The sequence below is a fragment of the Spirosoma endbachense genome (assembly GCF_010233585.1).
GTDB classification, from domain to species: Bacteria; Bacteroidota; Bacteroidia; order Cytophagales; family Spirosomataceae; genus Spirosoma; species Spirosoma endbachense.
On record NZ_CP045997.1, the window covers coordinates 624,089 to 648,893 of the forward strand.

General features: G+C 48.7%; 21 protein-coding genes. 14 read left to right on the forward strand and 7 right to left on the reverse strand.

The window, feature by feature from the left end:
- Positions 1-502 precede the first annotated feature (502 nt).
- From GJR95_RS02470 to hslU, 12 genes are all read left to right on the forward strand, one after another.
- Positions 503-3,142, forward strand: a complete 2,640-nt coding sequence (locus GJR95_RS02470) for a DUF5686 and carboxypeptidase-like regulatory domain-containing protein (RefSeq protein WP_162384377.1) — start codon at positions 503-505, stop codon at positions 3,140-3,142.
- A gap of 19 nt (positions 3,143-3,161) precedes the next feature.
- Positions 3,162-4,205 (forward strand): glycosyltransferase family protein, encoded by a 1,044-nt coding sequence (locus GJR95_RS02475; RefSeq protein ID WP_162384378.1) that lies wholly within the window; start codon positions 3,162-3,164, stop codon positions 4,203-4,205.
- A gap of 51 nt (positions 4,206-4,256) precedes the next feature.
- Positions 4,257-5,072, forward strand: coding sequence for a cytidylyltransferase domain-containing protein (locus tag GJR95_RS02480; protein WP_162384379.1), 816 nt, complete (start codon positions 4,257-4,259; stop codon positions 5,070-5,072).
- A gap of 81 nt (positions 5,073-5,153) precedes the next feature.
- On the forward strand, positions 5,154-6,011 hold the full coding sequence (locus GJR95_RS02485; RefSeq protein WP_162384380.1) for a transketolase: 858 nt from the start codon (positions 5,154-5,156) through the stop codon (positions 6,009-6,011).
- Between the two features lie 104 nt (positions 6,012-6,115).
- Positions 6,116-7,030: a transketolase family protein gene (locus tag GJR95_RS02490; RefSeq protein WP_162384381.1), complete on the forward strand. Its 915-nt coding sequence runs from the start codon at positions 6,116-6,118 to the stop codon at positions 7,028-7,030.
- A gap of 68 nt (positions 7,031-7,098) precedes the next feature.
- On the forward strand, positions 7,099-8,436 hold the full coding sequence (locus GJR95_RS02495; protein WP_232541058.1) for an aminotransferase class III-fold pyridoxal phosphate-dependent enzyme: 1,338 nt from the start codon (positions 7,099-7,101) through the stop codon (positions 8,434-8,436).
- An 81-nt stretch (positions 8,437-8,517) separates the two neighbouring features.
- A complete protein-coding gene (locus GJR95_RS02500; protein WP_162384383.1) occupies positions 8,518-9,324 on the forward strand; it encodes an SDR family oxidoreductase in 807 nt (268 codons plus the stop codon).
- Between the two features lie 92 nt (positions 9,325-9,416).
- Complete coding sequence (locus GJR95_RS02505) at positions 9,417-9,968, forward strand: KdsC family phosphatase (RefSeq protein ID WP_162384384.1); 552 nt, start codon at positions 9,417-9,419, stop codon at positions 9,966-9,968.
- Positions 9,949-10,854, forward strand: coding sequence for an N-acetylneuraminate synthase family protein (locus GJR95_RS02510; protein ID WP_162384385.1), 906 nt, complete (start codon positions 9,949-9,951; stop codon positions 10,852-10,854). Before GJR95_RS02505 ends, GJR95_RS02510 begins: the two co-directional genes overlap by 20 nt.
- A gap of 140 nt (positions 10,855-10,994) precedes the next feature.
- Positions 10,995-11,909, forward strand: a complete 915-nt coding sequence (locus GJR95_RS02515; protein WP_232541059.1) for a sterol desaturase family protein — start codon at positions 10,995-10,997, stop codon at positions 11,907-11,909.
- A 2-nt stretch (positions 11,910-11,911) separates the two neighbouring features.
- Complete coding sequence (locus tag GJR95_RS02520) at positions 11,912-12,286, forward strand: DMT family transporter (RefSeq protein WP_162384386.1); 375 nt, start codon at positions 11,912-11,914, stop codon at positions 12,284-12,286.
- A 151-nt stretch (positions 12,287-12,437) separates the two neighbouring features.
- Positions 12,438-13,820 (forward strand): ATP-dependent protease ATPase subunit HslU, encoded by a 1,383-nt coding sequence (hslU, locus tag GJR95_RS02525; RefSeq protein WP_162384387.1) that lies wholly within the window; start codon positions 12,438-12,440, stop codon positions 13,818-13,820.
- A 61-nt stretch (positions 13,821-13,881) separates the two neighbouring features.
- On the opposite strand, the gene GJR95_RS02530 is transcribed toward hslU, so the two are convergent.
- The 6 genes from GJR95_RS02530 to GJR95_RS02560 all read right to left on the reverse strand — a co-directional run bounded on the left by GJR95_RS02530 (position 13,882) and on the right by GJR95_RS02560 (position 21,411).
- Complete coding sequence (locus tag GJR95_RS02530) at positions 13,882-14,298, reverse strand: hypothetical protein (protein ID WP_317167043.1); 417 nt, start codon at positions 14,296-14,298, stop codon at positions 13,882-13,884.
- A complete protein-coding gene (locus GJR95_RS02535) occupies positions 14,295-15,557 on the reverse strand; it encodes an MFS transporter (RefSeq protein WP_162384388.1) in 1,263 nt (420 codons plus the stop codon). The genes GJR95_RS02530 and GJR95_RS02535 overlap by 4 nt, the downstream gene beginning before the upstream one ends.
- A 90-nt stretch (positions 15,558-15,647) precedes the next feature.
- Entirely contained in the window at positions 15,648-16,145 is a 498-nt protein-coding gene (locus GJR95_RS02540; RefSeq protein ID WP_232541060.1) for a YybH family protein, read from the reverse strand.
- 138 nt (positions 16,146-16,283) lie between these two features.
- Positions 16,284-17,135, reverse strand: a complete 852-nt coding sequence (locus GJR95_RS02550; protein WP_162391541.1) for a sugar phosphate isomerase/epimerase family protein — start codon at positions 17,133-17,135, stop codon at positions 16,284-16,286.
- 134 nt (positions 17,136-17,269) lie between these two features.
- Complete coding sequence (locus GJR95_RS02555; protein WP_162384390.1) at positions 17,270-20,455, reverse strand: PVC-type heme-binding CxxCH protein; 3,186 nt, start codon at positions 20,453-20,455, stop codon at positions 17,270-17,272.
- A 59-nt stretch (positions 20,456-20,514) separates the two neighbouring features.
- Positions 20,515-21,411, reverse strand: coding sequence for a ThuA domain-containing protein (locus tag GJR95_RS02560; RefSeq protein ID WP_162384391.1), 897 nt, complete (start codon positions 21,409-21,411; stop codon positions 20,515-20,517).
- Positions 21,412-21,659: 248 nt separating this feature from the next.
- Here GJR95_RS02560 and GJR95_RS02565 point away from each other — a divergent pair, with 248 nt between their 5' ends.
- Both GJR95_RS02565 and GJR95_RS02570 read left to right on the forward strand, forming a co-directional pair.
- Complete coding sequence (locus tag GJR95_RS02565) at positions 21,660-22,379, forward strand: YqjF family protein (RefSeq protein ID WP_162384392.1); 720 nt, start codon at positions 21,660-21,662, stop codon at positions 22,377-22,379.
- A 46-nt stretch (positions 22,380-22,425) separates the two neighbouring features.
- Positions 22,426-23,469, forward strand: a complete 1,044-nt coding sequence (locus GJR95_RS02570; RefSeq protein WP_232541061.1) for a dienelactone hydrolase family protein — start codon at positions 22,426-22,428, stop codon at positions 23,467-23,469.
- A 48-nt stretch (positions 23,470-23,517) separates the two neighbouring features.
- Here the strand turns inward: GJR95_RS02570 and GJR95_RS02575 are convergent, their stop codons facing one another.
- Positions 23,518-24,708: an FAD-dependent oxidoreductase gene (locus GJR95_RS02575; protein WP_162384394.1), complete on the reverse strand. Its 1,191-nt coding sequence runs from the start codon at positions 24,706-24,708 to the stop codon at positions 23,518-23,520.
- Positions 24,709-24,805: the final 97 nt, after the last annotated feature.

Below are 24,805 nucleotides of genomic sequence, written 5' to 3' on the forward strand. Positions count from 1 at the left end.
TTTGCTATTCGTTTACTGTATGCACAAAGTTAAACCGGACGAGGTATTAATATGAGGGGCAATCGCGACAATCTGAGGGTGTTTGTGACCAGCTGCAACTGTTAAAAATGGCGGGCAGATCCTTGTCACTACCTCGTAAAAATCCAACAAATTGTAGCTGTCCAGCCTTCTGAATTGTATCGGTACGATGATGCGATTCTACCCAAAACGGCCTCCCTAACCTTCTTATTTTAGTCTTCATTTTGTTGTTTTGTCAGGGTTCAGATAGGGGTTTGAGCAGTTAAGATTGTCAGCTATGAAACGTACTCATTAGTCAAAAAATCTCAGCCTTTAAATTATCCTTGACCAGTATTCTCTTGGACAAAATAAAGTAAACGTTTATTTTAAACAAGAATTTAAAATAAGTGAAAACTTTTTTTGGACTTACACTGTATGTGTGTAGTCAACCGAGTTTACTTCATAGAAATGGGGTTGGCACACCATTCAACGATTCATCTTGCTTATGGACGAAAACTATACGGGCTCGTCTGACCGGGATGCTTTTCATCCCTCTCTCACTCGTTCCAACCGATTCTGGCTGGTCTCCCTCCTTTTGTGTTTACTAACTGTCTGTCAACTGTTTGCACAAAAAACGATCGTTCGGGGTAAAGTGATTAATGCACGTACCAATGCTGCGGTTGAGTTCTCGAACGTTCTGGTCGAAGGCTCAACAATGGGTACACAATCCGACCTGAATGGGGCTTATGCCCTGGAGTTATCGCCAGGTACGATTACTCTCCGGGCCTCCTTTGTTGGCTATGCGCCGGAATCAAAAACAATCACCATCGATGGTTCGCAGAAAGTACTGGTGCTCAACTTCCGGTTGCAGCCGCAGCAAAAGAACCTGTCGGAGGTGACGGTTCGGGGGAAGCGCGAACGCTACCGGAATAAGGATAATCCGGCGGTTTTACTGATCGAAAAAGTGATCGCCCACAAGGGTCAGAACCGCAAGGAAGCGCTTTCGTTTTACCAGTATAACAAATACGAAAAGATTGAATTCGATCTGAGCAACATCTCCGAAAAATTCCGTAATCGCCGATCGCTCAAAAAGTTCGATTTTGTCTTCAACTATCTCGATACGTCACAGGTAACGGGTAAAGTAAACCTACCCATTTATCTGAAGGAATCCATTTCCAACGTACTCTACAGCCGTAACCCCGAGCGAAAAAAAGAAGTCGTGGAAGGCGAAAAAATGACCGGACTGGGAAATTACGTGGACAATAATGGCATCAAGGTTTATCTGGAAACCCTCTATCAGGATGTCAATGTGTACGATAACAGCATTATGCTGCTATCGAATCAGTTTCTCGGCCCGACCTCGCCCCTGGCTCCGCAATTTTACAAGTACGTCATCATCGATTCAACGGATATCAAAGGTGTTCGATGCGTGAATCTTGGCTTTTCGCCCCGAAACAAAACCGATTTACTGTTTCAGGGAACAATGGCAATCGCACTCGATTCGAGCTACGCGATTCGGAAAGTGGTCATGGGTTTTTCGAAAGACATTAACGTCAATTTCGTCACTGACATGCGGCTGGCCCAGGAATATGATTTTGTGCAGGATCAGGGGCTGATGCTCACCAAAGATGAGCTGGCCATTGAGTTCAATCTCCTCAAAAAAGAGAACGGCATGGGCTTGTTTGGCCAGCGCAGTGTTTCGTATCGCGATTACATGGTGAATCAACCCATTGATTCCAAACGATTCAGTGGTTTATCGAGCGATGTCAGTAAAGATGCCCTGACACGATCTGATTCCTTCTGGGCGCAGGCTCGCCATCAACCCCTTTCGGATAAAGAACTGGGTATCTATGAAATGGTCGATAGCGTCCGAAAAGTCCCGGTATTCCAGAAATTCATGAACACGGCGCTATTTCTACTGGAAGGCTATAAACCGTTCGGCCCATTTGAGCTTGGTCCAGTCAATACATTCTATAGTTTCAATCCGGTCGAAGGGTTGCGATTACGCGTGGGTGGACGAACAACGACAACCTTTAGCGACCGAATGGCTTTTGAAACCTACGGCGCGTATGGCTTTCGCGACAAACGGGTCAAATATTTTGCTTCAGCCACCTTTTCGCTGACGGACCATAACACCTATACCTACCCGATCAAGCATTTGCAGGTCAGTGTCCAGAACGACCTGAAAATTCCGGGGCAGGAACTTCAGTTTGTGCAGGAAGACAATTTTTTGCTCTCGTTCAAACGTGGGCCCAACAATCGGCGGACCTATAACCAGGTTTTCGCCATCGATTACCTCAACGAATCGAAGAGCGGACTAGGCCTTAACCTCAATGTAAAGCGCATTGAACAAACACCGGCGGGGGCACTTACGTTTGACCGGTATGTACCGGAAGGGGGAGTATTACCCATATCGAACGTAACCAGTACTGAACTAACGGCAGGCCTACGGTATGCTCCCCACGAGCAGTTTTATCAGGGTAAAAACTATCGGGTTCCCATCGTAAACAAATATCCGATCATTCAAATCCGCTTTACCGCTGGAATTAAAGGATTACTGGATGGGCAATACAACTTTCAGCGTCTGATGGTCTATGCAAACAAACGGTTTTATGTGGCACCCATCGGCTATACAGACATTACGCTCGAAGGCGGGCAAACATTTGGTCGGCTCCCCTTCCCATTGCTAACCATTCACCGCGCCAACCAGACCTACGCTTATCAACCGGAGTCGTATAATATGATGAACTTCCTGGAGTTTGTCAGTGATCATTACGGGGCTGTTTTTGCCGATCACTACTTCAATGGGTTCATTTTCAATAAGATTCCTTTATTAAAAAAACTCAAACTGCGTGAAGTAGTTACGTTCAAAGGTTTGTGGGGCGGACTACGCCCGGAAAACCGACCTGGTCCCGACAATATAACGACCGGGCAGTCTGATGGCCTGCTCCGGCTACCAACGGATGAAAATGGTAAGCCTGTTTCATTTGCACTGGATTCCCGGCCCTACATGGAGGCAAGCGTGGGTATTGCCAACATCTTCAAGATCCTCCGGGTCGACCTGATCAAACGACTGTCATACCTCGATAATCCACTGGCCCCTCAGGGCTATGGTATCCGCTTTAGAATGAAGTTCGATTTTTAGAATTTAGTAGCTTGTTCCTGTGAAAAAGAAAATACTCTTCATAGTCGGTTCGGTTAATCAGACCTCGCAGATGCACCAGATTTCGGCGCAGCTTGCCGATGAATATGACTGCTGGTTCAGTCAGTTCTATGCTGATGCTAAGTTAATTAACTGGGGAATCCGACAGGGCTGGCTCGATCATACCATTCTGGCGGGCAAATTCCGAACTGATGCCGAAACGTATCTGCGCTCGTTCAACCTCAACATCGATTATCAGGCAAAACAAAACCGCTACGACCTCATCGTGGTATGCTCTGACCTGGTTGTGCCGGGAGCGGTAAAGGCCACGAAGAGCATTTGGGTGCAGGAAGGTATGGTCGACGAAGTAACCTGGCTGACCAGGGCCGTGAAAGCCCTGGGTTTACCGCGCTACTTCAGCGTTGGTACATCGCTCAACGGCGCGTCGAACCTCTGTAACATCTATTGCGCAGCGTCAGAAGGCTATAAATCCTTTTTTACGGGGATGGGCACGGAAGCCAGCAAAATTTTCGTGACGGGCATTCCCAACTTCGATAACGTTCGCCAGTATATGGCAAATGATTTCCCGCATCACGATTATGTCATGGTGGCCACATCGGATATCCGGGAAACCTTCCGAAGCGAAGACCGGCTGGGATTTATTCGCAAAGCTGTTTCGATGGCTAATGGACGCCAGCTATTGTTCAAGCTCCATCCTAACGAAGCCTGGGAGCGGGCCGAAGCCGAAATCCGGCAGATTGCCCCACCTGATGCGTTGATTTTTCAGCAAGGCAATACGAACGAAATGATCGCCAACTGCGCGGAACTCATCACGCAGTATTCAACGGTGGTGTATGTAGGAATGGCCTTATTAAAGCCGGTTTCGTCTTACTTCGATATCGATGAACTCCGTCGATTAACGCCCATTCAGAACGGTGGCACATCGGCTCAGAACATTGCCCGCATCTGCCGCGACTTCCTAAGGGATACGGGTCCAGATGAACATTTTGTTAAATCGTATCAATACGAAGCCGTGGCATATGACCGGCAACGACTTTCGCTGTAACTAGCGCAATTAATTTGAATCAGGTGTTTACGTGCCGTTTGTTTTGAGTATATGAACCGCTCAGCCCTTGTTGTCATCGTTCAGGCCCGGATGTCATCGAGCCGCCTGCCAGGCAAAGTCCTGATGCCTATTCTGGACAGACCATTACTGGCCCGAATGCTTGAGCGATTGAATCAGTGCCAGACACCGTTCACGACAGTCGTTGCAACGTCAACCGACCCGTCCGACGATCTGATCGAGCAATTTTGCCGGGATGAGCATGTGGCTTTTTTTCGGGGAGGCCTGGACGATTGTCTGGATCGGCATTACCAGATTGCAGAACGCTGGAATGCAGACATTGCGGTTAAAATTCCCTCCGACTGCCCATTGATCGACCCGCGTATTGTCGATCAGACTTTACAGTTTTTCCTGGATCATCCCGGACAGTATGACTTCGTCAGTAATCTACACCCGGCTACCTGGCCCGATGGCAACGATGTCGAAATAATGACCCGAGCCTGTCTGGAACGAACACACTTCGAAGCAACGAAGCCCCTCGAACGCGAACACACCACACCCTATATCTGGGATACGGCACCCGAAACGTTCCGCAGGGGTAACGTGAGCTGGCAAACGGGTCTGGATTACTCCATGAGCCACCGCTTCACGATTGACTACCGGGAAGATTATGCGTTCATCCGTACTGTTTACGAGGAATTATATCCGGCAAACCCAGCCTTTTCCTGCGAAGACATTCTGGCTTTACTTGAGCGCAAACCCGAAATCTATGCCATCAATGCCGATTTAGCGGGCGTAAACTGGTACCGCAATCATTTAAACGAACTCCACACTGTTTCAGCAAATCAAACGAGAGTACTCAGTAATTAGTTAATGGGTTTGCCGTATTCATTTTGCGGTTTTTTCATGAACCAAAAACAGAACGCCGTAAACCATAAACCCAAGTAGTGCATGAATAGTGAACAGTTAACTGATCTACAAAAAACAGCCCTGAAAGTTCGGGAACACATCATCCGGATGTCTACGGATGGAGGGTGCTTTACGGGCGCGTCGCTCTCGGCGACGGATCTGGTCGTTTATCTCTACAAACAGTTTCTGAACATAAAAAAAGAAACACTGAACGATCCTGGTCGCGATTACCTGTTTTTGTCGAAAGGCCATGACGTACCCGCCCTTTACGGCACCTTCGTCGAACTGGGCTGGCTCCCTGTCGAACGGCTCAACAATCATTTATCGACACGGGATTCCATTTACTGGCACCCAAATGTGATAGTTCCCGGTATTGAATTTCATTCCGGCTCATTGGGCCATTTGCCATCGGTAGCACTGGGCGTCGCCCTGGATTGTAAAATAGCCGGATCGCCCAATAAGGTCGTCTGTATTCTGGGCGACGGTGAATTAAACGAAGGCTCCGTCTGGGAGGCCGTTCTGGTAGCTAATGCCTACAAGCTTGATAATCTGCTCTTTGTGGTCGACCGAAACTTCTTCCAGGCCAACATGCCTACGGAAGAACTGATTCCACTGGAACCGCTGGTCGATAAATTTTTGGCCTTTGGGGCTGGGGTCAAACGGGTAGATGGGCACGACTTTACAGTGTTAGATGATACACTATCCATATTTCCATTTCAGTCCGGGAAGCTCAATGTGCTCATCGCCGATACGCGCCGGGGCAAAGGCTTGCCGAGTATTGAAGCCCGCGCCGATCGCTGGTTCTGCAATTTCACTCACGATGAAGTAAATGCTCTGCTCGCTGAACTACACGGCGAACACACAGCTACACTGGAATCTGAAACGCTTGTAGTGCGCTAAAAGAAAGGAATATAAGCTGTATGAACCCGCTATAGAACAGGTGACCGAGCCCTTCGATCAAGCTTTTTATAGCTTATCGTATACACCTTAGAGCAACTAAAAAAATGACTTACGAGGAATTACTTACCCAAACTGCTCTTGCCGATGAACGGGTTGTCGTTATGACGGCCGAAAACCGGGCACTGGTACGGAATATGCCCAAAAATCTTGGTAATCGCTTTATCGACACCGGCATTACGGAACAGACTATGATTGGTGCGGCTGCGGGACTGGCGCTACGGGGCCGCACTCCCGTTGTTCATGCCCTGGCGGCTTTCCTGTCGATGCGGGCTTATGAATTTATCCGTACCGATGTTGGCATTGGTAATCTGCCCGTTAAACTGAGCAGCTTTATTCCGGGTTTTTTGTCTGATGGCAATGGCCCTACGCACCAGGCGGTTGAAGATATCGCCCTGATGCGGGGTATTCCGAACATGCAGGTCTTTTGCCCGGCTGATGAACAGGATCTACTCCAGATGCTACCCACGATCTGGGCCTCAAAATCGCCATCCTACGTGCGGATCTCAACCCGACCAGCCACCTATCAACACAACCAACCCTTCGAAATCGGGTGCGCCGAAGTGGTCTCGAGGGGTTCCGATGTAACGATTCTGGTGTACGGTATGCTCTTCGAACAGGCATTGATTGCCGCCAATTTGTTACGTCATGATGGGTACTCGGTTGGTCTGGTGAATATGCGCAGTCTGAAACCGGTAGACGAAACGGTCATTCTGGAGGTTTGTGCCAATTCGGATCTGGTCGTGACCGTTGAGGATCATTTCCTGACTGGTGGGCTGTATAGTATTGTGGCAGAAACACTTCTCAAATACCGCAAAACGGCCCATGTTCTCCCCTTTGCCCTGAAAGGGAAATGGTATAAACCGGCCCGCCTGAATGAAGTACTGGAACATGAAGGATTTACGGGGGCCCAAATTGCCCAGGCCATCATCGAGCATCTGGTAGAAAATCTAGCCGACTGACAGAGAATGATACCAGGCGATCCATGATCCGTTCGCTTACCCATTCACTCTGCATAACTCATCATCTCATGAATAGTATCCGTTTTAACGAAACCTATCCTGACATTACAGTGTCGGATCAGTATTACGAACGGGCATTGGCCGTTCAGAAGCCCATTACCCAGACGCTTGCCAAAGGACCAGGGCAGTTTACGAAAGGTATTGCCCCGAAATACCTTGATCGTGGCAAAGGCGCACACGTTTGGGATGTCGATGGCAACGAATACCTTGATTTTAACGCAGCCATTGGGCCGGTTTCGCTGGGTTATTGCTATCCCGTTGTCGATGAGGCCATTCGACAGCAGCTCAGCAAAGGCATCACCTTCTCGCTGATGCATCCGCTTGAAGTTGAACTCTCGGAGTTGATTCAGGAAATTATTCCGAATGCTGAAGCGGTAAAAATCAGTAAGACCGGTGCCGATGTTTGCTCGGCCGCCATTCGTGTGGCCCGTGCGTTTACGGGTCGCGAAAAAGTCTTCTGCTGCGGCTATCATGGCTGGCACGACTGGTACATCGCCGTTACGAGCCGGAATGCAGGTATTCCAGATGCGATTCAGGATATGACCTACACGTTTGAATACAATGACATCGACAGCATCAAGGCAGCGCTCGACGACACCGTTGCTGCACTGATCCTGGAACCGTTCATCTTCGAAGCACCTAAACCCGGATTTCTGGAAGAACTGGCGGAGGTTTGCCGCGAAAACGGAACCCTGTTGATCTTCGACGAAATGTGGACTGGTTTTCGGATCGCGATCGGTGGGGCACAGGAGTATTTCAACGTCAAACCCGACCTGGCGGTTTATTCCAAAGCCTGTGCCAATGGCATGCCCATCGCCCTCCTGACCGGCCGTACTGATGTGATGAATCTCTTTAACAATGAAGTATTTAGCTATACAACATTCGGCGGGGAAGCCCTCTCTCTCGCTGCCTGCATCGCTACGATCAACGAACTTCGCGATAAAAATGTACCGGCTTATCTCGACGAAAAAGGCGGCTTACTGAAAAATGGCTACAACCAGCTGGCTGCTGAACTAGGTCTATCGCACCTGACCAGGTGCATTGGCTATAACTGCCGATCGATGGTTACGTTCGCGCCTGGCGCTGGTAATGGGTTGGAACTCAAAACCCTGATGCAACAGGAAATGATCAAGCGCGGCATCTTGTGGGCGGGTTTTCACAACATGTGTTTCAGTCACTCCGATGAGGATATTGCCTATACGCTTTCGGCCTACCGGGATGTGCTGCCGATTATGAAGGAAGCGATCGAAAGCGGTAACGTAAAATCGTATCTGCACGGTGAAGTGCTCGAAGCGGTATTCCGCAAAACGAGTGATTATAACATCAAACCGAGGGTAACAGTTTGAAAATAATTCTAGTGTTAATGCCTTGCTTTACAATACATTAACACTAAATCCTACAAGCTGAAAATCGAAAACTTTTTTCCTGTGCTTGATAAATTTTCACTTACCGATCGGGTGGCTATTGTGACCGGGGCGCTTGGGCTGATCGGGCGCAACCACTGCCGGGCACTGGCGGAAGCCGGAGCCAATGTCGTTGTGGCCGACCTAAACGAAGAAGCGGCTCGGTCGTTCGCTTCCCAATTGGGCGATACTCATTTTGGCATCGGACTCGATGTAACCGATGAAGCAACGGTTAAACAAGTCCGCGACCGGATTCTGGAACGTTATGGCCGAATTGACGTACTGGTCAACAATGCAGCTTTAAACGAAGCCGTCGAAAATCCGGCCATGGCGCTGGAATTAACGGCTTTCGAAAACTTTCCAGTGTCCCAGTTTCGGGCATCACTGGAAGTCAATGTAACAGGTGTTTTCCTGTGTTCTCAGGTATTCGGTAGCGTGATGGCCCAACAAGGCAAAGGCAGCATTATCAACGTAGCTTCTACCTATGGACTTGTGGGTCCCGACCAGCGCATTTACCGCAATGAAGCAGGCGAACAGACTTTTTACAAAACAGCCGCTTATCCGGCCACCAAGGGTGCCGTAGTCAATTTCACCCGGTTTCTGGCCGCTTACTGGGGGCAGAAAGGCGTTCGGGTCAATACGCTCTCGCCGGGCGGTGTAGAAAACGGCCAGAACGAGTTTTTCATCTCGAATTACTCCGCTAAAACCGTACTGGGTCGTATGGCCCAACCCGATGAGTATCAGGGGGCTGTTGTTTTTCTGGCCAGCGATGCATCGGCTTACATGTCGGGTGCCAATCTGGTAGTCGATGGTGGCTGGACGGCAATTTAATGAACTGATTTACAGGAGTCGATTGGCCCGAAAATACCCGAAATGGCAGTTTCCGCCAATCGACTCCTGTAAACCATAAACCGTAAAACAATTTGAATCAGGAATTAATCGAAAAAGCTGCTCGCATAAAACTCCTATTGACGGACTGCGATGGCGTTCTGACCGATGCAGGCGTTTATTACGGCGAAAAAGGCGAGGTGCTGAAGAAATTCAACATGCGGGATGGTATGGCCGTTGAGCGGCTTCGGAAACTGGTGGGTGTTGAGACGGGAATTATTACCGGCGAAACCTCACCATCGGTTGTGTCGCGGGCTGCCAAATTAAAGATTACAGAGTTGCACCTTGGCAGTAAAGATAAGCTGTCTTTACTGGCCGAGATCCTGGAGCGCAAGGATTTAGATGCGTCGGAAGTAGCGTTCATCGGCGACGACGTCAACGATCTGGAGATCCAGAAAGCCGTTGGATTTTCGGCCTGCCCGGCTGATGCAACCCGTTACAACAAATCCATTGTCGATTACTGCTGCGATGCGAAAGGTGGCGAAGGCTGCTTCCGCGAACTGGCCGAATTAATTATTGACGCCAAACATATTGTATCCGTTCAACTTGCATCAACCATACAACCCAATGAGAACCATTACACTTAACACAGGCCGAAAAATTGGCCATGGACAACCCAGTTATGTCATTGCCGAAATTGGCATTAACCACAACGGCTCGCTCGAACTGGCTAAAAAATTGATCGATGAAGCCGTAGCCGCCAGAGCCGATGCGGTGAAGTTTCAGAAACGGACGCCCGAAATTTGCGTTCCCCGCGATCAGTGGAACATCATGCGCGACACGCCCTGGGGTCGCATGACCTACATCGACTATAAGCGCAAAACTGAATTTGGCATGCTGGAATATACGGCCATCGATCAGTATTGTCACGAACAGGGTATCGACTGGTTTGCTTCGGCCTGGGATGTGGAGTCGGTCGATTTTCTGGAAGCCTTCGATCCATGTCTGTACAAACTGGCCTCAGCCTCATTGACCGACCTGGCGCTGATCGAAAAAATTCTGCATACGGGTCGCCCGCTCATGCTCTCCACGGGCATGTCGACCATGGCTGAAATCGAAGAAGCGATCGCGCTCGTTGAGGAATACGATACTGACTATCCGCTTTTAGTTGCGCATTCAACTTCGGCTTACCCCTGCAAACCCGAAGAATTAAATCTGCGGATGGTTCCAACCCTCCAGGCTGCTTACCCAACAATTCCGATTGGTTATTCGGGACATGAAACAGGCCTTTCGACAACGGTTGCCGCGGTTACGCTGGGAGCAACCTTTGTGGAGCGCCATTTCACACTCGACCGGGCTATGTGGGGTTCTGACCATGCCGCATCGGTTGAACCACAGGGATTACAGCGACTGGTCCGCGACATTCGTGATGTCGAAACCGCCCTCGGTGATGGAGTCAAAAAAGTATATGAATCTGAACTTGGGCCGATGAAGCGGCTACGGGTAAATATTAATTCCGCTTTTTCGGTCTAATTGCCGGTGGCACGGCTCGAAGCAAAAGCCCTATGCCAGTGGAACATTATTTTAGAACGATACGGTTTGTATGAGACAGTTGATGAATCATACATTTTGGCGACACCAGCTACCGTATCACCCTCAAACACTCGTTAAACATGATGCCGCAGGCAGAATTAGTACGAATCACGACCGCTATTCTGGTGGTCTGGATCGTCGGCATTCTTATCTGGGAACGGGTTGCACCCTACCGCAAGGGGCTTCCGCTGTTTCGGGATGGGTTTTGGGTTGACCTGGTTTGGTATACCCTTATTCAGAGTTACTTTCTCAAGATTCTGATTTTCGATTACATTATTGCTCCGTTGCAAACGCACTTCGACTGGTCAGACTGGCAATTTGTCAGGCACTGGCCAGTTTGGGTACAGGTGTTGTTTTTTCTGTTTACCCACGACCTGTACATTTACCTTTTTCACCGTTTTCAACACGCCAACAAGTGGCTCTGGCGAACGCACGAAGCCCATCACTCCAATAAAGAGGTCGACTTTCTGGCTGGATCACGTTCTCACGTTGTCGAAATCATTATCAACCAGACCATCGAGTTTGCGCCAATTATCTTACTCGGTGCCGATCCGGCCGTAATTCCGATCAAGGCACTGCTGGATGCCATGTTCGGCATGTTCATCCATGCCAATATCCGGGTCAGGCTGGGGTCCTTAAAGTATATCTTTAACAGTCCGCACCTTCATTTGTGGCATCATGCTAATTATCAGGAAGTTTTCCATGCTAACTTTGGCACGAAGTTTTCGTTTTTCGACTATTTGTTTGGCACTGCCTATGATCCTGAACATACGCCAGGCAATCTTCCGGAAAACTGGGGCTTATACTATGATTACCCGAAAGACTATTTTTTGCAGCACGCTTTTTCGGTGAAACGGTTTGACGAACGAAAGCTTCAATCCAATAAATGGTTTTCACGCTATTACATGCTTCGCCCCAACCTGTTGCGTTTCCTGAAGAAACGACTCAACCGACAAACGAATCCCTCGCCATTAGAAACTGAAAACGTCAACTGATTGTGCAAGCCTGGTTTTTCCTGTTCATCGCAGCTTCTTTTGAAACTGCCTGGACCTATTCCGTCAAATATATGACGTTCGATCTGTTAAAAACGCTCCGCTGGAATACGTTCTACACACCAAATGTCGGTTTGCCAATTCTGCTTCCGTTTGTTGGCTATGTCGTTTTTGGGATAGCCAACATCTATTTTTTTTCGCAGGCCATCAAACAGATTCCTACGCCAACGGCCTTTGCGGTCTGGACTGCCATGGCCCTGGCATTGATCAAAGCCGTCGATGTGTTTATTTTCAAAACCAACTGGTCCCTGACCGAACTGTTTTTTCTGACACTTATTGGCGTTGGCATTGTCGGTTTGCGAGTGTACTCGGCGGGGTAATTAGGTAAGGCTAACGGCTATGTCAAGAAATACCGCTCCCAGATAAAGCTGGCTAATGTGTATGGCCTAACCAAAAATCACCTTCCTTTTCGCACATTTTCATTTTTCCTGTGTTTCTTTGACGGGGTGCAGAAGGCATCCCGTTTTATCAATGACTCAATTACTCAAAGACCTTACCCCTCGGCAGATTGTTGCCGAATTGGATCAATACATCATCGGCCAGAACGATGCCAAACGCAACGTAGCGATTGCCCTCCGTAATCGCTGGCGCCGGATGAACAGTACTGCCGATATGCAGCGTGAAATAACGCCTAACAATATTCTGATGATCGGCGCAACGGGCGTTGGGAAAACCGAAATTGCCCGTCGACTCGCCAAAATTGCTGATGCGCCCTTTATAAAAGTCGAAGCTTCGAAGTTTACCGAGGTTGGTTATGTCGGTCGCGATGTCGAAAGCATGGTCCGCGATCTGGTCGAACAGTCGGTCAATATGGTGCGGGCGGCTAAGAAAGAAGCCGTTCAGGTTCGCGCCCAGCAACTCGTTGAAGATGCCATCCTCGATATTCTGATTCCGCCCGTAAAATCAGCGAATGGCCAACTGGGTTTTGAGACTGATGTTAAAGATCCCGATGCCGAGTTGAATGAACGAACCCGTGAGCGTTTCCGCGAGAAGATACGTTCTGGCGAAATGGACGACCGGAAGATTGATATCGATGTTCAACAAAGTCAGACGCCAAACATCGGTATCATGGGTGGTGCAGTCGATGACCTGTCGATGATGAACATTCAGGAAATGATTGGGGGTATGATGCCCAAACGCGGTAAAAAACGCAAAGTCACCATCGCTGAAGCCCGAACGATTCTGCTCGAAGAAGAAGCAGCCAAGCTGATCGATATGGACGAGGTAAAAGAAGAAGCGATCCGTAAAGCAGAAGATGCCGGTATAATTTTCATCGACGAAATCGATAAGGTAGCGTCTGCCCGTTCGGGTAATGGTGGTGGCCCGGATGTGAGTCGGGAGGGTGTCCAGCGTGATCTGTTGCCTATCGTTGAGGGTAGCGCGGTCAATACCAAATATGGTGTTATCCATACCGATCACATTCTGTTCATTGCGGCCGGTGCTTTCCACGTTACCAAACCCAGTGATCTGATTCCAGAGTTACAGGGCCGTTTCCCGATCCGGGTAGAGCTGCAAAGCCTGTCGGAGAATGATTTTTACCAGATTTTAAAAGAGCCTAAAAACGCGCTGACCAAGCAATATGTGGCGATGTTAGCTGCCGAAGGGGTAGAACTAAGTTTTCAGGACGACGCCCTGCGCGAAATGGCTCATATTGCTTTCGAAGTCAATGCCGAGGTTGAAAACATTGGTGCCCGGCGATTACAGACCGTTCTGAGCCATCTCATGAACGACTTCATGTTCGATATTCCGGACGTTATCGGAGCCAATGCTCATGTAGTGGTTACGAAAGAGCTGGTCAATGAAAAACTCGACAGCTTAGTGCAAAACCGCGATTTAAGTCAATATATTTTGTAAGCAATGTAATGTGACCGGAAGATCGCGAAGACTAAGATGTAGTGAAACTAACAACCGGGCTTTAGCGATTTTCCGACCACAAAGCAAGTATCCGAATCACCTGGTCAACGGCCCGGTCCGTATCGGATCGTTTCCGGTCGGGTGGGTCGAATCGATTGAAGGGTCTAAGCTCCAGAACATACGTTTCGTCAACGGTTTCGTCGTCAATGGGTGTGTAGAGCTTATAACCCACAACGTTAATTGGGATCAGTCCATGCCGGCTCTTGAAACGGGTCAGCACGAACGCCAGTAATTTTTCAACCGCTCCTGCCGGGAACCCATCCGCAGGCACAAATCGGACTTCAGCCCGATTTCGATCGACAATCGTCTGCTCATCTGGGCGAAAATGCCCTTCGCAACTCGAGAATGTACGCACAACTCCCGTTGCATTCAAAGCCTCGACCAACGGCCGGATGTGTGGTTCAAGATCGGTAATCATGACTCACCGTCGATTAAGGCCATTTCGTCGGCCTCATTGATCCGATGACGACCCGGCTTTTGTCGTTGGCGCCATAGCCAGCCCAGGTAGAAAACGGCAATCAGAGCCAGTCCCCCTGACACCGCAAATGATGAATCGATACCTGCTTCGCCAGTGATGTGATTGAGTAGCCAGCCCGATGCCAGTGCGCCAATTCCAATGCCGGCTTCGAGCGCAATATACATGGTCGCCATAGCCCGGCCCCGCGTTGCTTCATCACTCAGATCAGCCGTCCACGCCTGTATTGTCGGCGAATTCATACCCCACGACATACCATAGAATATAGCCGCTGTCCAGAACCAACTGTGCGCATTGCGATCCGATGGGTCGGTCATAATGAGTAGTACCATCGAAAATGCCAGTACCGCAGTTGAGATAAACAAAATCGGTAATCGTCCGTAGCGATCTGATGATTTACTGAACAGCAACCGGACAGCCAGTGATGCAATGGTGTATACGGTAAAAAATAATCCCTTATTGGCGATACCAAGCGATGCGCTTACCGTGCCAATTACGGTTAAGATCACCCCCGACGAAAATGACTGAAGCAGGAGAACCAGGAAAGGTGGAAGGGCTTGTTTATCAAACAGTTCTTCCCGTTTCAGACGTAATAAACCAAACCGGAACGGCTGCCGGTTGACCAGTGTTTCAGGCATCTGGAGCAGAATGCCGATCGATAACAACGCAAAAGCCGATGAAGTCCAGAACATGACATTCATGGAATAATCATCGGCTAACCAACTGCCAATGGCTGGGCCCAGCGACATTCCCATTGCCGTGAATAGACCAAGCATTCCCATTGCTTCGCCCCGACGAGTGGCTGGAACCACATCGGCAACATAGGCCGACGTAGCGGTCGGTTTGGTTCCGGTCGAAAAACCATGAATGAGCCGGAGGGTCAGAAACCCCCAGACGGTAAGTAGATAAGGATACAGAAATCCGCACAAAAAGCAGACAATTGATCCAAATGCCATGACGGGTACGCGTCCGACGGTATCGGTGATTTTTCCACTAAATGGTCGTGAAACGCCCGCTGTAAGCGTAAACAGGGCGATAATAAGACCCACGTATTCCCGCCCGCCCAGCTTCGTCAGGTAGTCGGGAAGTTCAGGAATCATCATCGAAAAACTTGCCGAAAACAGGAAGTTACTGACACACAGCAACCAAAACGAGAGCGTGTAGAGAGAAGGGCCGCGTGAGGTTGAGCGAAAGCGTGACAAGTTGGTACTGGTAGTTTGTGGCTGTAAAGTTAGCCCGTTCTCCTGAACAACGTACGACAAAGGGCTTGACAACCGCACAAACTAGTGACTTTATTTTGGCTCCGGAGTTGTATTCCCACCATCAAGCACAAACCGCCACTGTCCATTATGCTGGCGTTTCCAGACGGTTACGTAGACACCATGTTGCTCTTTACGCTTCCCGGTTTCGTCTTTACCCGTCAGCAACCACTGGCCAAACGTATAGCCAAACTCGCCCGACTGAGCTGCATCGGCTTTAAGCACCTGCCAGGTCAATATTGGACCATTTGCAGGCATTCGGCTCAGTTGCGCCCGGAGCGAATCAAAGCCAACCGTCGGAGCAGCCCCCTCATTCATCCGGATGACATCGTTGGCTGCATAGTACGTAAAGGCTTTCGCCATGCCTTGCTTTTCTGACATACTACTGAAATTCTGATCAGTTTCCCGAATTTCGTCAATGGCTTTCTGGCGGATGGCCGCGGCTGGGTTCATGGATCGGGGACTATCAACTCGGGTCCGACATGAACCCGCCAGACTGATAACCAGCAGAATAGATACCGAATACTTCATTACGGATGGGGTGAATGAAAAACGTTACGAGCACAAAAATGAGCAAAATTCAGTCGGGCGCGCGTGTAGCTCACTTTTACAAACAAAAATCGCGGGTTTTCACCCGCGACACACAATTGCCAGCACTGCCGGGGCCAATCACCTCGCGTATTTAGCCTGCATCATCTTAATGAATTTAAGGCCATTCTCGGCAATATCCCAGGGATCATTATACTCCCGCCAAACATTGATTGAATTGGCAAAATCGATATCATTGCGGGTAAAGGCTTCAATTGTCATCCAGCCGGTATAGTTCAGTTCAGCCAGTGTCCGGAACGTATCGTCCCAGGGAATATGTCCATCGCCTGGTGTTCCCCGGTCATTTTCGCTGATGTGAACATGCGCCAACACGGGTGCAATCGTACGAATGGCATCGGGGAAACGCTTCTCTTCCATATTGGCATGGTGCGTATCAAACATAGCCCGAACATTCGGGTGATCGGTTCGACGAATCAAATCCAGCAATTGTTCCATCGTATTACAGAGGTAACATTCGAAGCGGTTTAACGCTTCGGGTGTCAATACGATATTGGCCTGTTGGGCATATTCGCCAGCGGCATGAAGCACTTCCGCGCTATGAGCGTACTCATCCGGCTGTGGCTCGCGTCGGCTGAATGTTGCAAATGCCGAGTGGATTGGGCCACAAATGACCGTTGCACCCATCGCATGAGCCCGGTCAATGGCTCCTTTCAGAAAACTCAAAGCCTGTTCGCGAATTCTGGCTGATTCACTGGCTGGATTTTCATCAGGCCCAACAACCATAACGGTGGTACTTTGCAAGCCAAGCTGCTGTAAATGATGACCAAACTGGCGATAGGCAGACACATCCTGATTGTCGATAAAACATTCGATTCCGTCGTAGCCGATGGCTTTTAGTCGCTCAGCAATGGGATTCATTTTCTCGGAAATAGGTGCCGACCAGGCTAATAAATTGAATCCAATTGGTGACATCGTTACTGTTGACATAGAATAAAAAGAAGATTTTTAAGGCTAATCGTTTTGAGAGGGCATATATTCGTGTACTACCAATCCCTGGAAACAATGGTGAGGAAGCCAATAAATAGCTTCCTCACCATTGTTTTTACTTATTTTTCCATTGGATGATCTTTCAGTAATTGCTGGGGAGCGTAAAAATCCTTTTTAGCCTCAGTAGCGGCCCGAACTTTTGCCACTTTCTCAGGAAGTACGGCTGGAGCGTTATTTCCAAACGAATTCCGGACGTAGGTAAGCACAGCGGCTATTTCCTTGTCCTTGAGCAAACCACCGAATGGAGTCATAGGCACCTGACCCGGATATGATTTACCACTTACATCGATCGGTCCCATAAGGCCTTTCAGCGCAATCTTGATCAGACGATCTTCATTGCCCATTACCCAGTTTGTTCCGGTAAGGGGCGGAAATCCGGAAGCTGTAAGGCCCTTACCATCGGGCTGATGGCAGGTGGCGCAATACCCTTCTTTGGCATAAATTTCTTTACCCAAATTAAACAGAGCAAGTTCTTCGCCTTTCAGCGTTGATTTGGTGGCAACTTCCTTCTCTTTCTTAACATTGACCCCATTCAGGTGAGCAACGGCGGTTTCATGCGCGTGAATCATCCAGTCATCCAACGGCTTTTTGGTCGCTTCAGCCAAAATGGGTAGCCCTTTTTCCTTACCGATCCAGGAGGCAGCCACAATAGCAACCAACCGAACCCGGCTATTGTCGTCCCGAACAGCCTGCATCAATAAATCGGCCTGATCGGCAACCTGATGACCGGTATAGCGCACAACCTGAACAGCAGCCGCTCTGGCATGGTAGTCTTTTGCTTTTAATACTTGCCGTAACAGTTTCTGATCTACCTTATTCATCCCCCAGCTCACCCATAACCCTTCCAGCAAATGATGTTCGTAGCGTGGGTCATTTTTATCCAGTCCGGCTACCCACGTATTCAGTTTTGTCAATACCTGGTTCACATCCCGTCCACGAAGTTCGCGCCGTGTCCGGTATCTAGTCCGGTATTCGGGCAGTTTGAGATTATCCAGGAGCACTTCAATACTGGCACCATCAATACTGGCTGGTTTAACCAACGGTCTCGACGGATAGGTAATCCGGTATATACGACCGTGCGAATGGTCGCGCAGGGGGTCGCGGGCGTTATGCTGCATGTGGCCGATCAGGATGTTATGCCAGTCGATCACGTACAGTGAACCATCGGGGGCAAATTCCAAATCGACCGGTCTGAAGTTACGGTCTTCACTAACAACAAGATCGGCCCGGTGGTGGCTTTTATAGCCAGTACCCTCATCGGTTAGGGTATGTTCTTTTGTCCCCAAGAAACCAATGGTATTGTTGATCAGGAAATCACCCTGAATTTCATCGGGAAAGTGTCGGCTGGAAACAAATTCAATGCCGGAAGTCGGGCGGACACGGTGAGCTTCTTCGACCAACTGAACTGACTTGTGCGTCGCTTCACCATACCTTGGCAAAACGCTGCCGGGCATCATCCAGCGCACATCCGGACTGGATGTTTCTGCGAAGAAGGGTTGGCCCCAATCATCAAAGGCAATACCCCAGGGATTCGGAATGGACAGTTGCGCGGTGCGTTCCAGTTTATGGAGTTGTGGGCTGTACCGGTAAAATCCACCATTGGTAGCGCGAACCGGGCCGTATGAAGTTTCTACGTTCGTATGTAAAAACACACCCTCGCCCGAATAAATGGCACCCGAAGGATCGACGGTAAATGCATGGCTGTTGTGGTGGGTATCATGATCATCATAGCCACTCAAAAGAATCTCCCTCTTGTCGGCCTTGCCATCACCATCGACGTCAATTAACAGCTTCAGGTTGGGACCCTGCGATACATAGACGCCTTCTTTCGCTAGTTCAAAACCAAGCGGCAGATGGAGACCATCGGCAAAAACGGTTTGCTTGTCGGCCTTACCATCATTATTGGTATCTTCGAAGATCAGAATTTTGTCATTAGGCTTGGTATCTCCGGGCTTGTAGTGCGGATAACTGGGCATGGCAGCCACCCATAACCGGCCTTTGTTATCGAACGACATCTGCATCGGCTTCGCTAAATCCGGAAATTCTTCCTCGGAAGCAAAAAGCTCGATCTTATAACCCTGAGGCACTTTCAGTTTGCTCAGGGCATCTTTCCCATAGAGGTATTGGAGGCTACCGTTTTTCTCCGGATTGAAATTAGTTTTGACCGATGGGAGCTGCTTTGTTTTCTTATCCGCAGTGGCAACATCCATTTTCTCTCCTTTCGTTGCCGCCAGCCAAACGGCCGTATCCCGAATGGCGGTCATCTGGCGAATTTTCTCAATTTCTGCCGGGTAATTGTCCGGACCGAATGGATTGTACCGACGACCATACACGTGAACACCATTGGGAATTTTGTAATCATTGTGCCACATCCAGTTTTTTTCCAGAACGGCATCATGAACCAGCGACCGGTTGGCTTCGGCCTTAGGCGCTGTCTTGCCAAAAACCTCATCGCTGAGTAAAGTTGCCAATTTCTTATAGCCAGCCTCGTTTAGCTGCGAGCCGTCGATGGTCAGGGGCTCTGCACTGGAGTCGTACCACTGCTGAGAAGGCGTAAATGCATCCACAAAAAGGACTTGATCGCCACCCTGATTATTCTGGTCAACGACTTCCTTCATCGCCTTCGAATACAGCGATAGGTTTTCGTTTTCCTTTTTACCGTTTGGGAGGTCATAGGTAGCGGATAAATCCTCAAACGCGATAGGAGAAACAATGGCCAGCTTCGGAGCGGCCGTTCCGTTGTATTTTTGCTTGATTGTCCACTTGATAAAGGCATCCAGTTCGGCCTTGTAGTTGGCCAGTCCTTCTTTTCCCTGAAAGGATTCATTGTAGCCAAAAAATGCGACGATCACATCCGCTTTCAGCCGGGTCAGCCATTCGTCGGGCGACTCGAAAGTACCCTGGCTGTCGGAAGGATTCGCATACTCCGTTTGAAAACGTTCTGCTCCGGGGAATGCCCAGGGCGAGAACCGGCTTGAACGGGGTCTGAATCCGGGTGTATCGCCGGGATCACACATGTTCCGGATATAGAGCATCTGCTCTGGATAGCGAACCTGCATTTCGGTCTCAAAATGACCGTAGTTCATCATTCTTGACCCCAGATTATTGCCAAGCAACATAATACGAGTCCCTTTTTCGAGGGGTATTGATGCCGATCTATTGGCTTGAAATGCGCTAAACGCGATTAATAATAGTCCAGATATGCTTAGCAATCCGATGATGCTATTTTTCCTGGTTCTAGCCATTTTGAGGTATACTATTGATGTCTGAATTTTTAAGTGACAGGGTAAGCGCAAACAACTTATTATTTTTTAGGATGCCCATACGGTACGTCGATGTCAATTTTGCCCTTCCACTTAGGCACCGGTTTTCCCAATTCCCAGTGAATCGCATTAATGACTAATCGCTGAAACGACTCTACCCGAAAATCTTCCGGATGGCCTAACGTAGTCATGAATGCTTTTCCGCCCCACTGGTTTTTCCATGTCCAGGCTACGGGGTTGTCGATAGCTTCTTTATCGGGGTTAATCGATTTACCCATTAAGAGTGGAACCGCTCCTTTGGCCGGATAATCAGGGAGGACACGATAGAGCCAGGATGCGGCATGAAAAGCGGGTTCGACACCTGTCAGAATCGGGTTCTTTGCAGCTTCGGGAAGAATTGTAACATCGGTAGTACTCTTGTGGCCATAGTGCGTATGCTTGGCCGCACCACCCCAGCCCGGAGGGGCTCCAAACGCAAATTCGCCAAATGCATTCCAGCGATTCCGTTCATCACCGTCGGGATAATTGAAGGCATGTGTCGTTGTTCGGAAGCCCATCACCGGCTTTCCCGATTTCAGATAATCGTCAATATATTGAAGTTGCTCCTGCGGTAATTGACGCCAGCGAAGGAAAAAAACTGCCAGATCAGCCTCCTTGAGTGCTTCTAGTCCTGGAATATCTTTTTCGCTGTTGTAATCAGGATGAGCTTCCAGAATTTTCGTCCGCATACCATAGTTTTTCTCCAGCTCATCCGCAATGTATGGCAGGGTGAGTTCACCACTATACTCATGATCACCTGTAACAAACACGATATAGGGTTTAACTGCTTTAGTCCTGATTGACGGGTGGCAGTTAGCAAGAGTCGCAGACAAGCTTAAAGGGCTTAGTGCCAGTAAACTGGCTGCATTTTGCAAAAAAGTTCGGCGGTTAGTTTTCATTTAGGCAATTCGTGTAGTAAATCAATCTTCCTATTTAAGGCAGTTAAGCGCCGAAATTACTTATCAATTCAATCTTAATCCAAAAATAGTTACGTAAATCGGCTAAGTTTCTTATAAACAGGCTTTACTTTCAAACCGCCACTGATGATTTCCTATTGTCTGCACTAGTACAGTATTTTGGTGCAGAATTAAGAAAATGAATCTTACCCTATAAGCATCGCCAGCACTTCAACTTACTGTTATTCAAAATGGCAACTACATTTTTGACCGCCCAATGGCGAAATCTAATTTTCGCGAATTATGCGCTGGACCGGCAGGTGTTAGAGCCGCTGGTACCGTATGGAACAGAACTCGACGAATTTAATGGTGTCTGCTACGCTAGTCTGGTCGGGTTTTACTTTGAGCAGGTCAAATTGTTTGGAAAAGTAGCTGTGCCCTTTCACCGAGAGTTCGAAGAGTTTAATCTACGGTTTTATGTCCGTCGAAAAACGCAAACCGGCTGGAAACGGGGTGTCGTTTTTGTTAAGGAGCTTGTCCCTAAATTTGCCATCTCCCTTATTGCCAATACGTTATACGGTGAACCCTACGCTACCCATCCCATGCGCCACCGCTGGGAAGCAGACGAACGAAGCCAACATATTGCCTATGAATTTAAAGTCGGCCCTTCGTGGAATCATATCCAGGTGAGTGCCGACCGAAAGGGACATCCATTGACGCCCGATAGTGAAGAAGCATTTATAACGGAACATTACTGGGGCTACACGCGTCGTGGGGCAATGCGAACCTCGGAATATGAAGTCGTACACCCGCCGTGGAACATCTACCCGGTCACCAGTCACGATATCTGCTGTGATGTAGCAAAGTTGTATGGGTCACAGTTTGCCCCATTTTTTGAGCAACCACCTCATTCGGTATTTCTGGCCGATGGATCAGCCGTAATTGTAAAATCAGGCTCGGCCATTGAGTAACTTTTTTGCAATATCCTGTTTTCTAACTAGGCTAAAAATAACGGATATGCTCATTAACTGGTGTATACTTCTGGGAGTTGTTCTCCTTATGGCGTTCTACAATGCTGGATACCAGGCAAATCAGTCAATTGAAGCACCAACGCACATCCAAACGACCAGCAAAAACCCACCCAAACCATTGATTACCAACAAAAAAGAGCAGCGTAAAAAGCTATACCAACTGCTCGGAAAACTACCCGACCGCAACAGGCCAATCTCTGTAACGCTCCTATCAACGCAGGAAACCGATGAGTTGATTATTGAAAAACTCCTCCTGGATATCAATGGCCAGGAACTAGTACCCGCTTACTTTACGAAGCCCAGAAATCACACTGGCAAACTCCCCATCGTTTTATTTAACCACTCCCATTTCGGTCAGTACGAAGTGGGCAAGGAAGAATTTATACGCGGCAGGCCCGAGATGCAGCAACCACCCTATGCCCTGGCGCTGGGTCGGGCGGGTTACGCGGGTTTGTGTCTGGATAGCTGGTGTTTTGGCGAGCGGCAAAACCGTAAGGAGTTAGATACTTTCAAAGAAATGATCTGGCATGGTCAGGTACTGTGGGGCATGATGGTTTATGATAATCTGAGGGCACTAGACTACCTGCAAACCAGACCGGAGGTAGATACCAAACGAATAGCGACAATGGGCATGTCTATGGGCAGCACCATGGCCTGGTGGCTGGCCGCTCTGGACGAGCGGATCAAGGTGTGTGTCGATTTGTGCTGTCTCACCGATTACCAGGCACTTCTGGATGCGAAAGGGCTCGGTTTACACGGGATCTACTATTATGTACCTGACCTGTTGACCCATTTTACAACGTCGGATATTAATGGGCTTATTTCTCCCCGTCCACACTTTAGTTTAGCAGGGCGATTTGATGCGTTAACTCCGTTGCCGGGCCTTGAAAAAATTGATCGTTCGCTCAAGGTAATTTATCAACAGGACGGCGCATCCAACGCCTGGCAATTGCGAATTTACGATGTGGGTCATCAGGAGACAGCAGCGATGCGGGCCGATATAATGACCTTTTATAAAAAATGGCTATAACCGAAACACAAAACACTGACAATCAATAAAATAATCTCAGAATTGCGTTTATGTTATTTTACTTTCCCAATCGGTTTTGTACGAATAGACCCAGCCCATTTTTTTTGCCTCCATTTTTACAAAAAAAGGCAGGAGAAGATCCCGAAAAAATCGTTGGAATGCATTAGGAACTGCCTTACTATCGCCCACTTTTCGGGCTTGTCTGATCATTGTTTGAACCCGTTCCTGACGCAGTGATTGAAATCGCTCAAAAGCTTCAGTCAGTGACGGTAAATCCCGAATACACTTGGCTAATACGATCGTATCTTCCAGCGCCAGTGAAGCACCCTGCCCAATATGCGGGGCGGTGGCATGGGCAGCATCACCAATCAGGCAGACCCTTCCTTTATGCCACTGTGGTAAAAAAGGTATATCATAAACCGGATAAATTTCAATGGATTGGGCAGCCCGGATGATCTCAGCAATGGGGTACGGGTCCTGTTTATGCAAAGACAATAGTTGCTCTTTTAAGGCTGCCAGTTCAAGTTGGCTAAGTTCGCTTTTATGCGGCTCGTCAGGCTGGGAAAAGTTATTGAACCACCATACCTCGCCCTTGTTGGAAAGAGCATAAGCGAAAAAACTGCGTTGCCCAAACGTCATCCGGATAGAACCGGCCAGATTACTTATTCCTGGTAGCTTGGTAAACCCACCTGTCGATAAAAGCCCCGTATACGAGGGTTTAACGGCATCCTGAAAAAGGCAGCTCCGGGTAGCCGAGCGAATGCCATCGCAGCCAATCAGCAGATTGCCCTCCGCCTGCGAACCATCCTCGAAGAAAGCAGTCACCGTATTTTCATGGCCCTGCGAAAGGGACGTTAATCGTTTCCCAAACTCAATAGCAATTCCTGCCTGTTGGGCAGCTTTCCGCAACGCACCATTGAGCAACCCGCGTTTTAACTGAACGGTTTCGCTACCATATAAAGCCTTCTGGTCAGCGTTATCGATCAGGCCGATCGGTTTGTTCTGCGCATTAAAGAAACTGATTTTCCCCGGTGTATAATCGGTCAATATTTCCTGAAGGGGTAAAAAATCGTTAATCACATTCAAGCCATTGGGCGAAATACCCAGAAAAGCTCCTTTCGTATCATTGGGCATGGGCTGGGCTTCATAAATGGTGGCGTCAATACCAACTCGTTTCAAAGCGAGCGCCATGACTGGGCCGGCAATTCCACAACCGATGATGATTGCCTTATTATTCATACTGTCCTGCTGGTTTATGTTGAAATCACGCGGTGATCCTGCCGATCACGATTCGTTGATCAAAAGTAGGTGACCTTGCGGGGAGGGTGTTATATTT

What these genes read in the sequence shown, in the direction of transcription:
- GJR95_RS02495 (WP_232541058.1), top strand. Translation starts at nt 7,099, where the DNA reads ATGAATAGTATCCGTTTTAACGAAACCTATCCTGACATTACAGTGTCG.
- GJR95_RS02470 (WP_162384377.1), top strand. Translation starts at nt 503, where the DNA reads ATGGACGAAAACTATACGGGCTCGTCTGACCGGGATGCTTTTCATCCC.
- GJR95_RS02485 (WP_162384380.1), top strand. Translation starts at nt 5,154, where the DNA reads ATGAATAGTGAACAGTTAACTGATCTACAAAAAACAGCCCTGAAAGTT.
- GJR95_RS02575 (WP_162384394.1), bottom strand. Translation starts at nt 24,708, where the DNA reads ATGAATAATAAGGCAATCATCATCGGTTGTGGAATTGCCGGCCCAGTC.
- GJR95_RS02550 (WP_162391541.1), bottom strand. Translation starts at nt 17,135, where the DNA reads ATGTCACCAATTGGATTCAATTTATTAGCCTGGTCGGCACCTATTTCC.
- GJR95_RS02480 (WP_162384379.1), top strand. Translation starts at nt 4,257, where the DNA reads ATGAACCGCTCAGCCCTTGTTGTCATCGTTCAGGCCCGGATGTCATCG.
- GJR95_RS02515 (WP_232541059.1), top strand. Translation starts at nt 10,995, where the DNA reads ATGATGCCGCAGGCAGAATTAGTACGAATCACGACCGCTATTCTGGTG.
- GJR95_RS02510 (WP_162384385.1), top strand. Translation starts at nt 9,949, where the DNA reads ATGAGAACCATTACACTTAACACAGGCCGAAAAATTGGCCATGGACAA.
- GJR95_RS02570 (WP_232541061.1), top strand. Translation starts at nt 22,426, where the DNA reads ATGCTCATTAACTGGTGTATACTTCTGGGAGTTGTTCTCCTTATGGCG.
- GJR95_RS02555 (WP_162384390.1), bottom strand. Translation starts at nt 20,455, where the DNA reads ATGGCTAGAACCAGGAAAAATAGCATCATCGGATTGCTAAGCATATCT.
- GJR95_RS02560 (WP_162384391.1), bottom strand. Translation starts at nt 21,411, where the DNA reads ATGAAAACTAACCGCCGAACTTTTTTGCAAAATGCAGCCAGTTTACTG.
- GJR95_RS02530 (WP_317167043.1), bottom strand. Translation starts at nt 14,298, where the DNA reads ATGATTACCGATCTTGAACCACACATCCGGCCGTTGGTCGAGGCTTTG.
- GJR95_RS02490 (WP_162384381.1), top strand. Translation starts at nt 6,116, where the DNA reads ATGACTTACGAGGAATTACTTACCCAAACTGCTCTTGCCGATGAACGG.
- GJR95_RS02565 (WP_162384392.1), top strand. Translation starts at nt 21,660, where the DNA reads ATGGCAACTACATTTTTGACCGCCCAATGGCGAAATCTAATTTTCGCG.
- hslU (WP_162384387.1), top strand. Translation starts at nt 12,438, where the DNA reads ATGACTCAATTACTCAAAGACCTTACCCCTCGGCAGATTGTTGCCGAA.
- GJR95_RS02540 (WP_232541060.1), bottom strand. Translation starts at nt 16,145, where the DNA reads ATGAAGTATTCGGTATCTATTCTGCTGGTTATCAGTCTGGCGGGTTCA.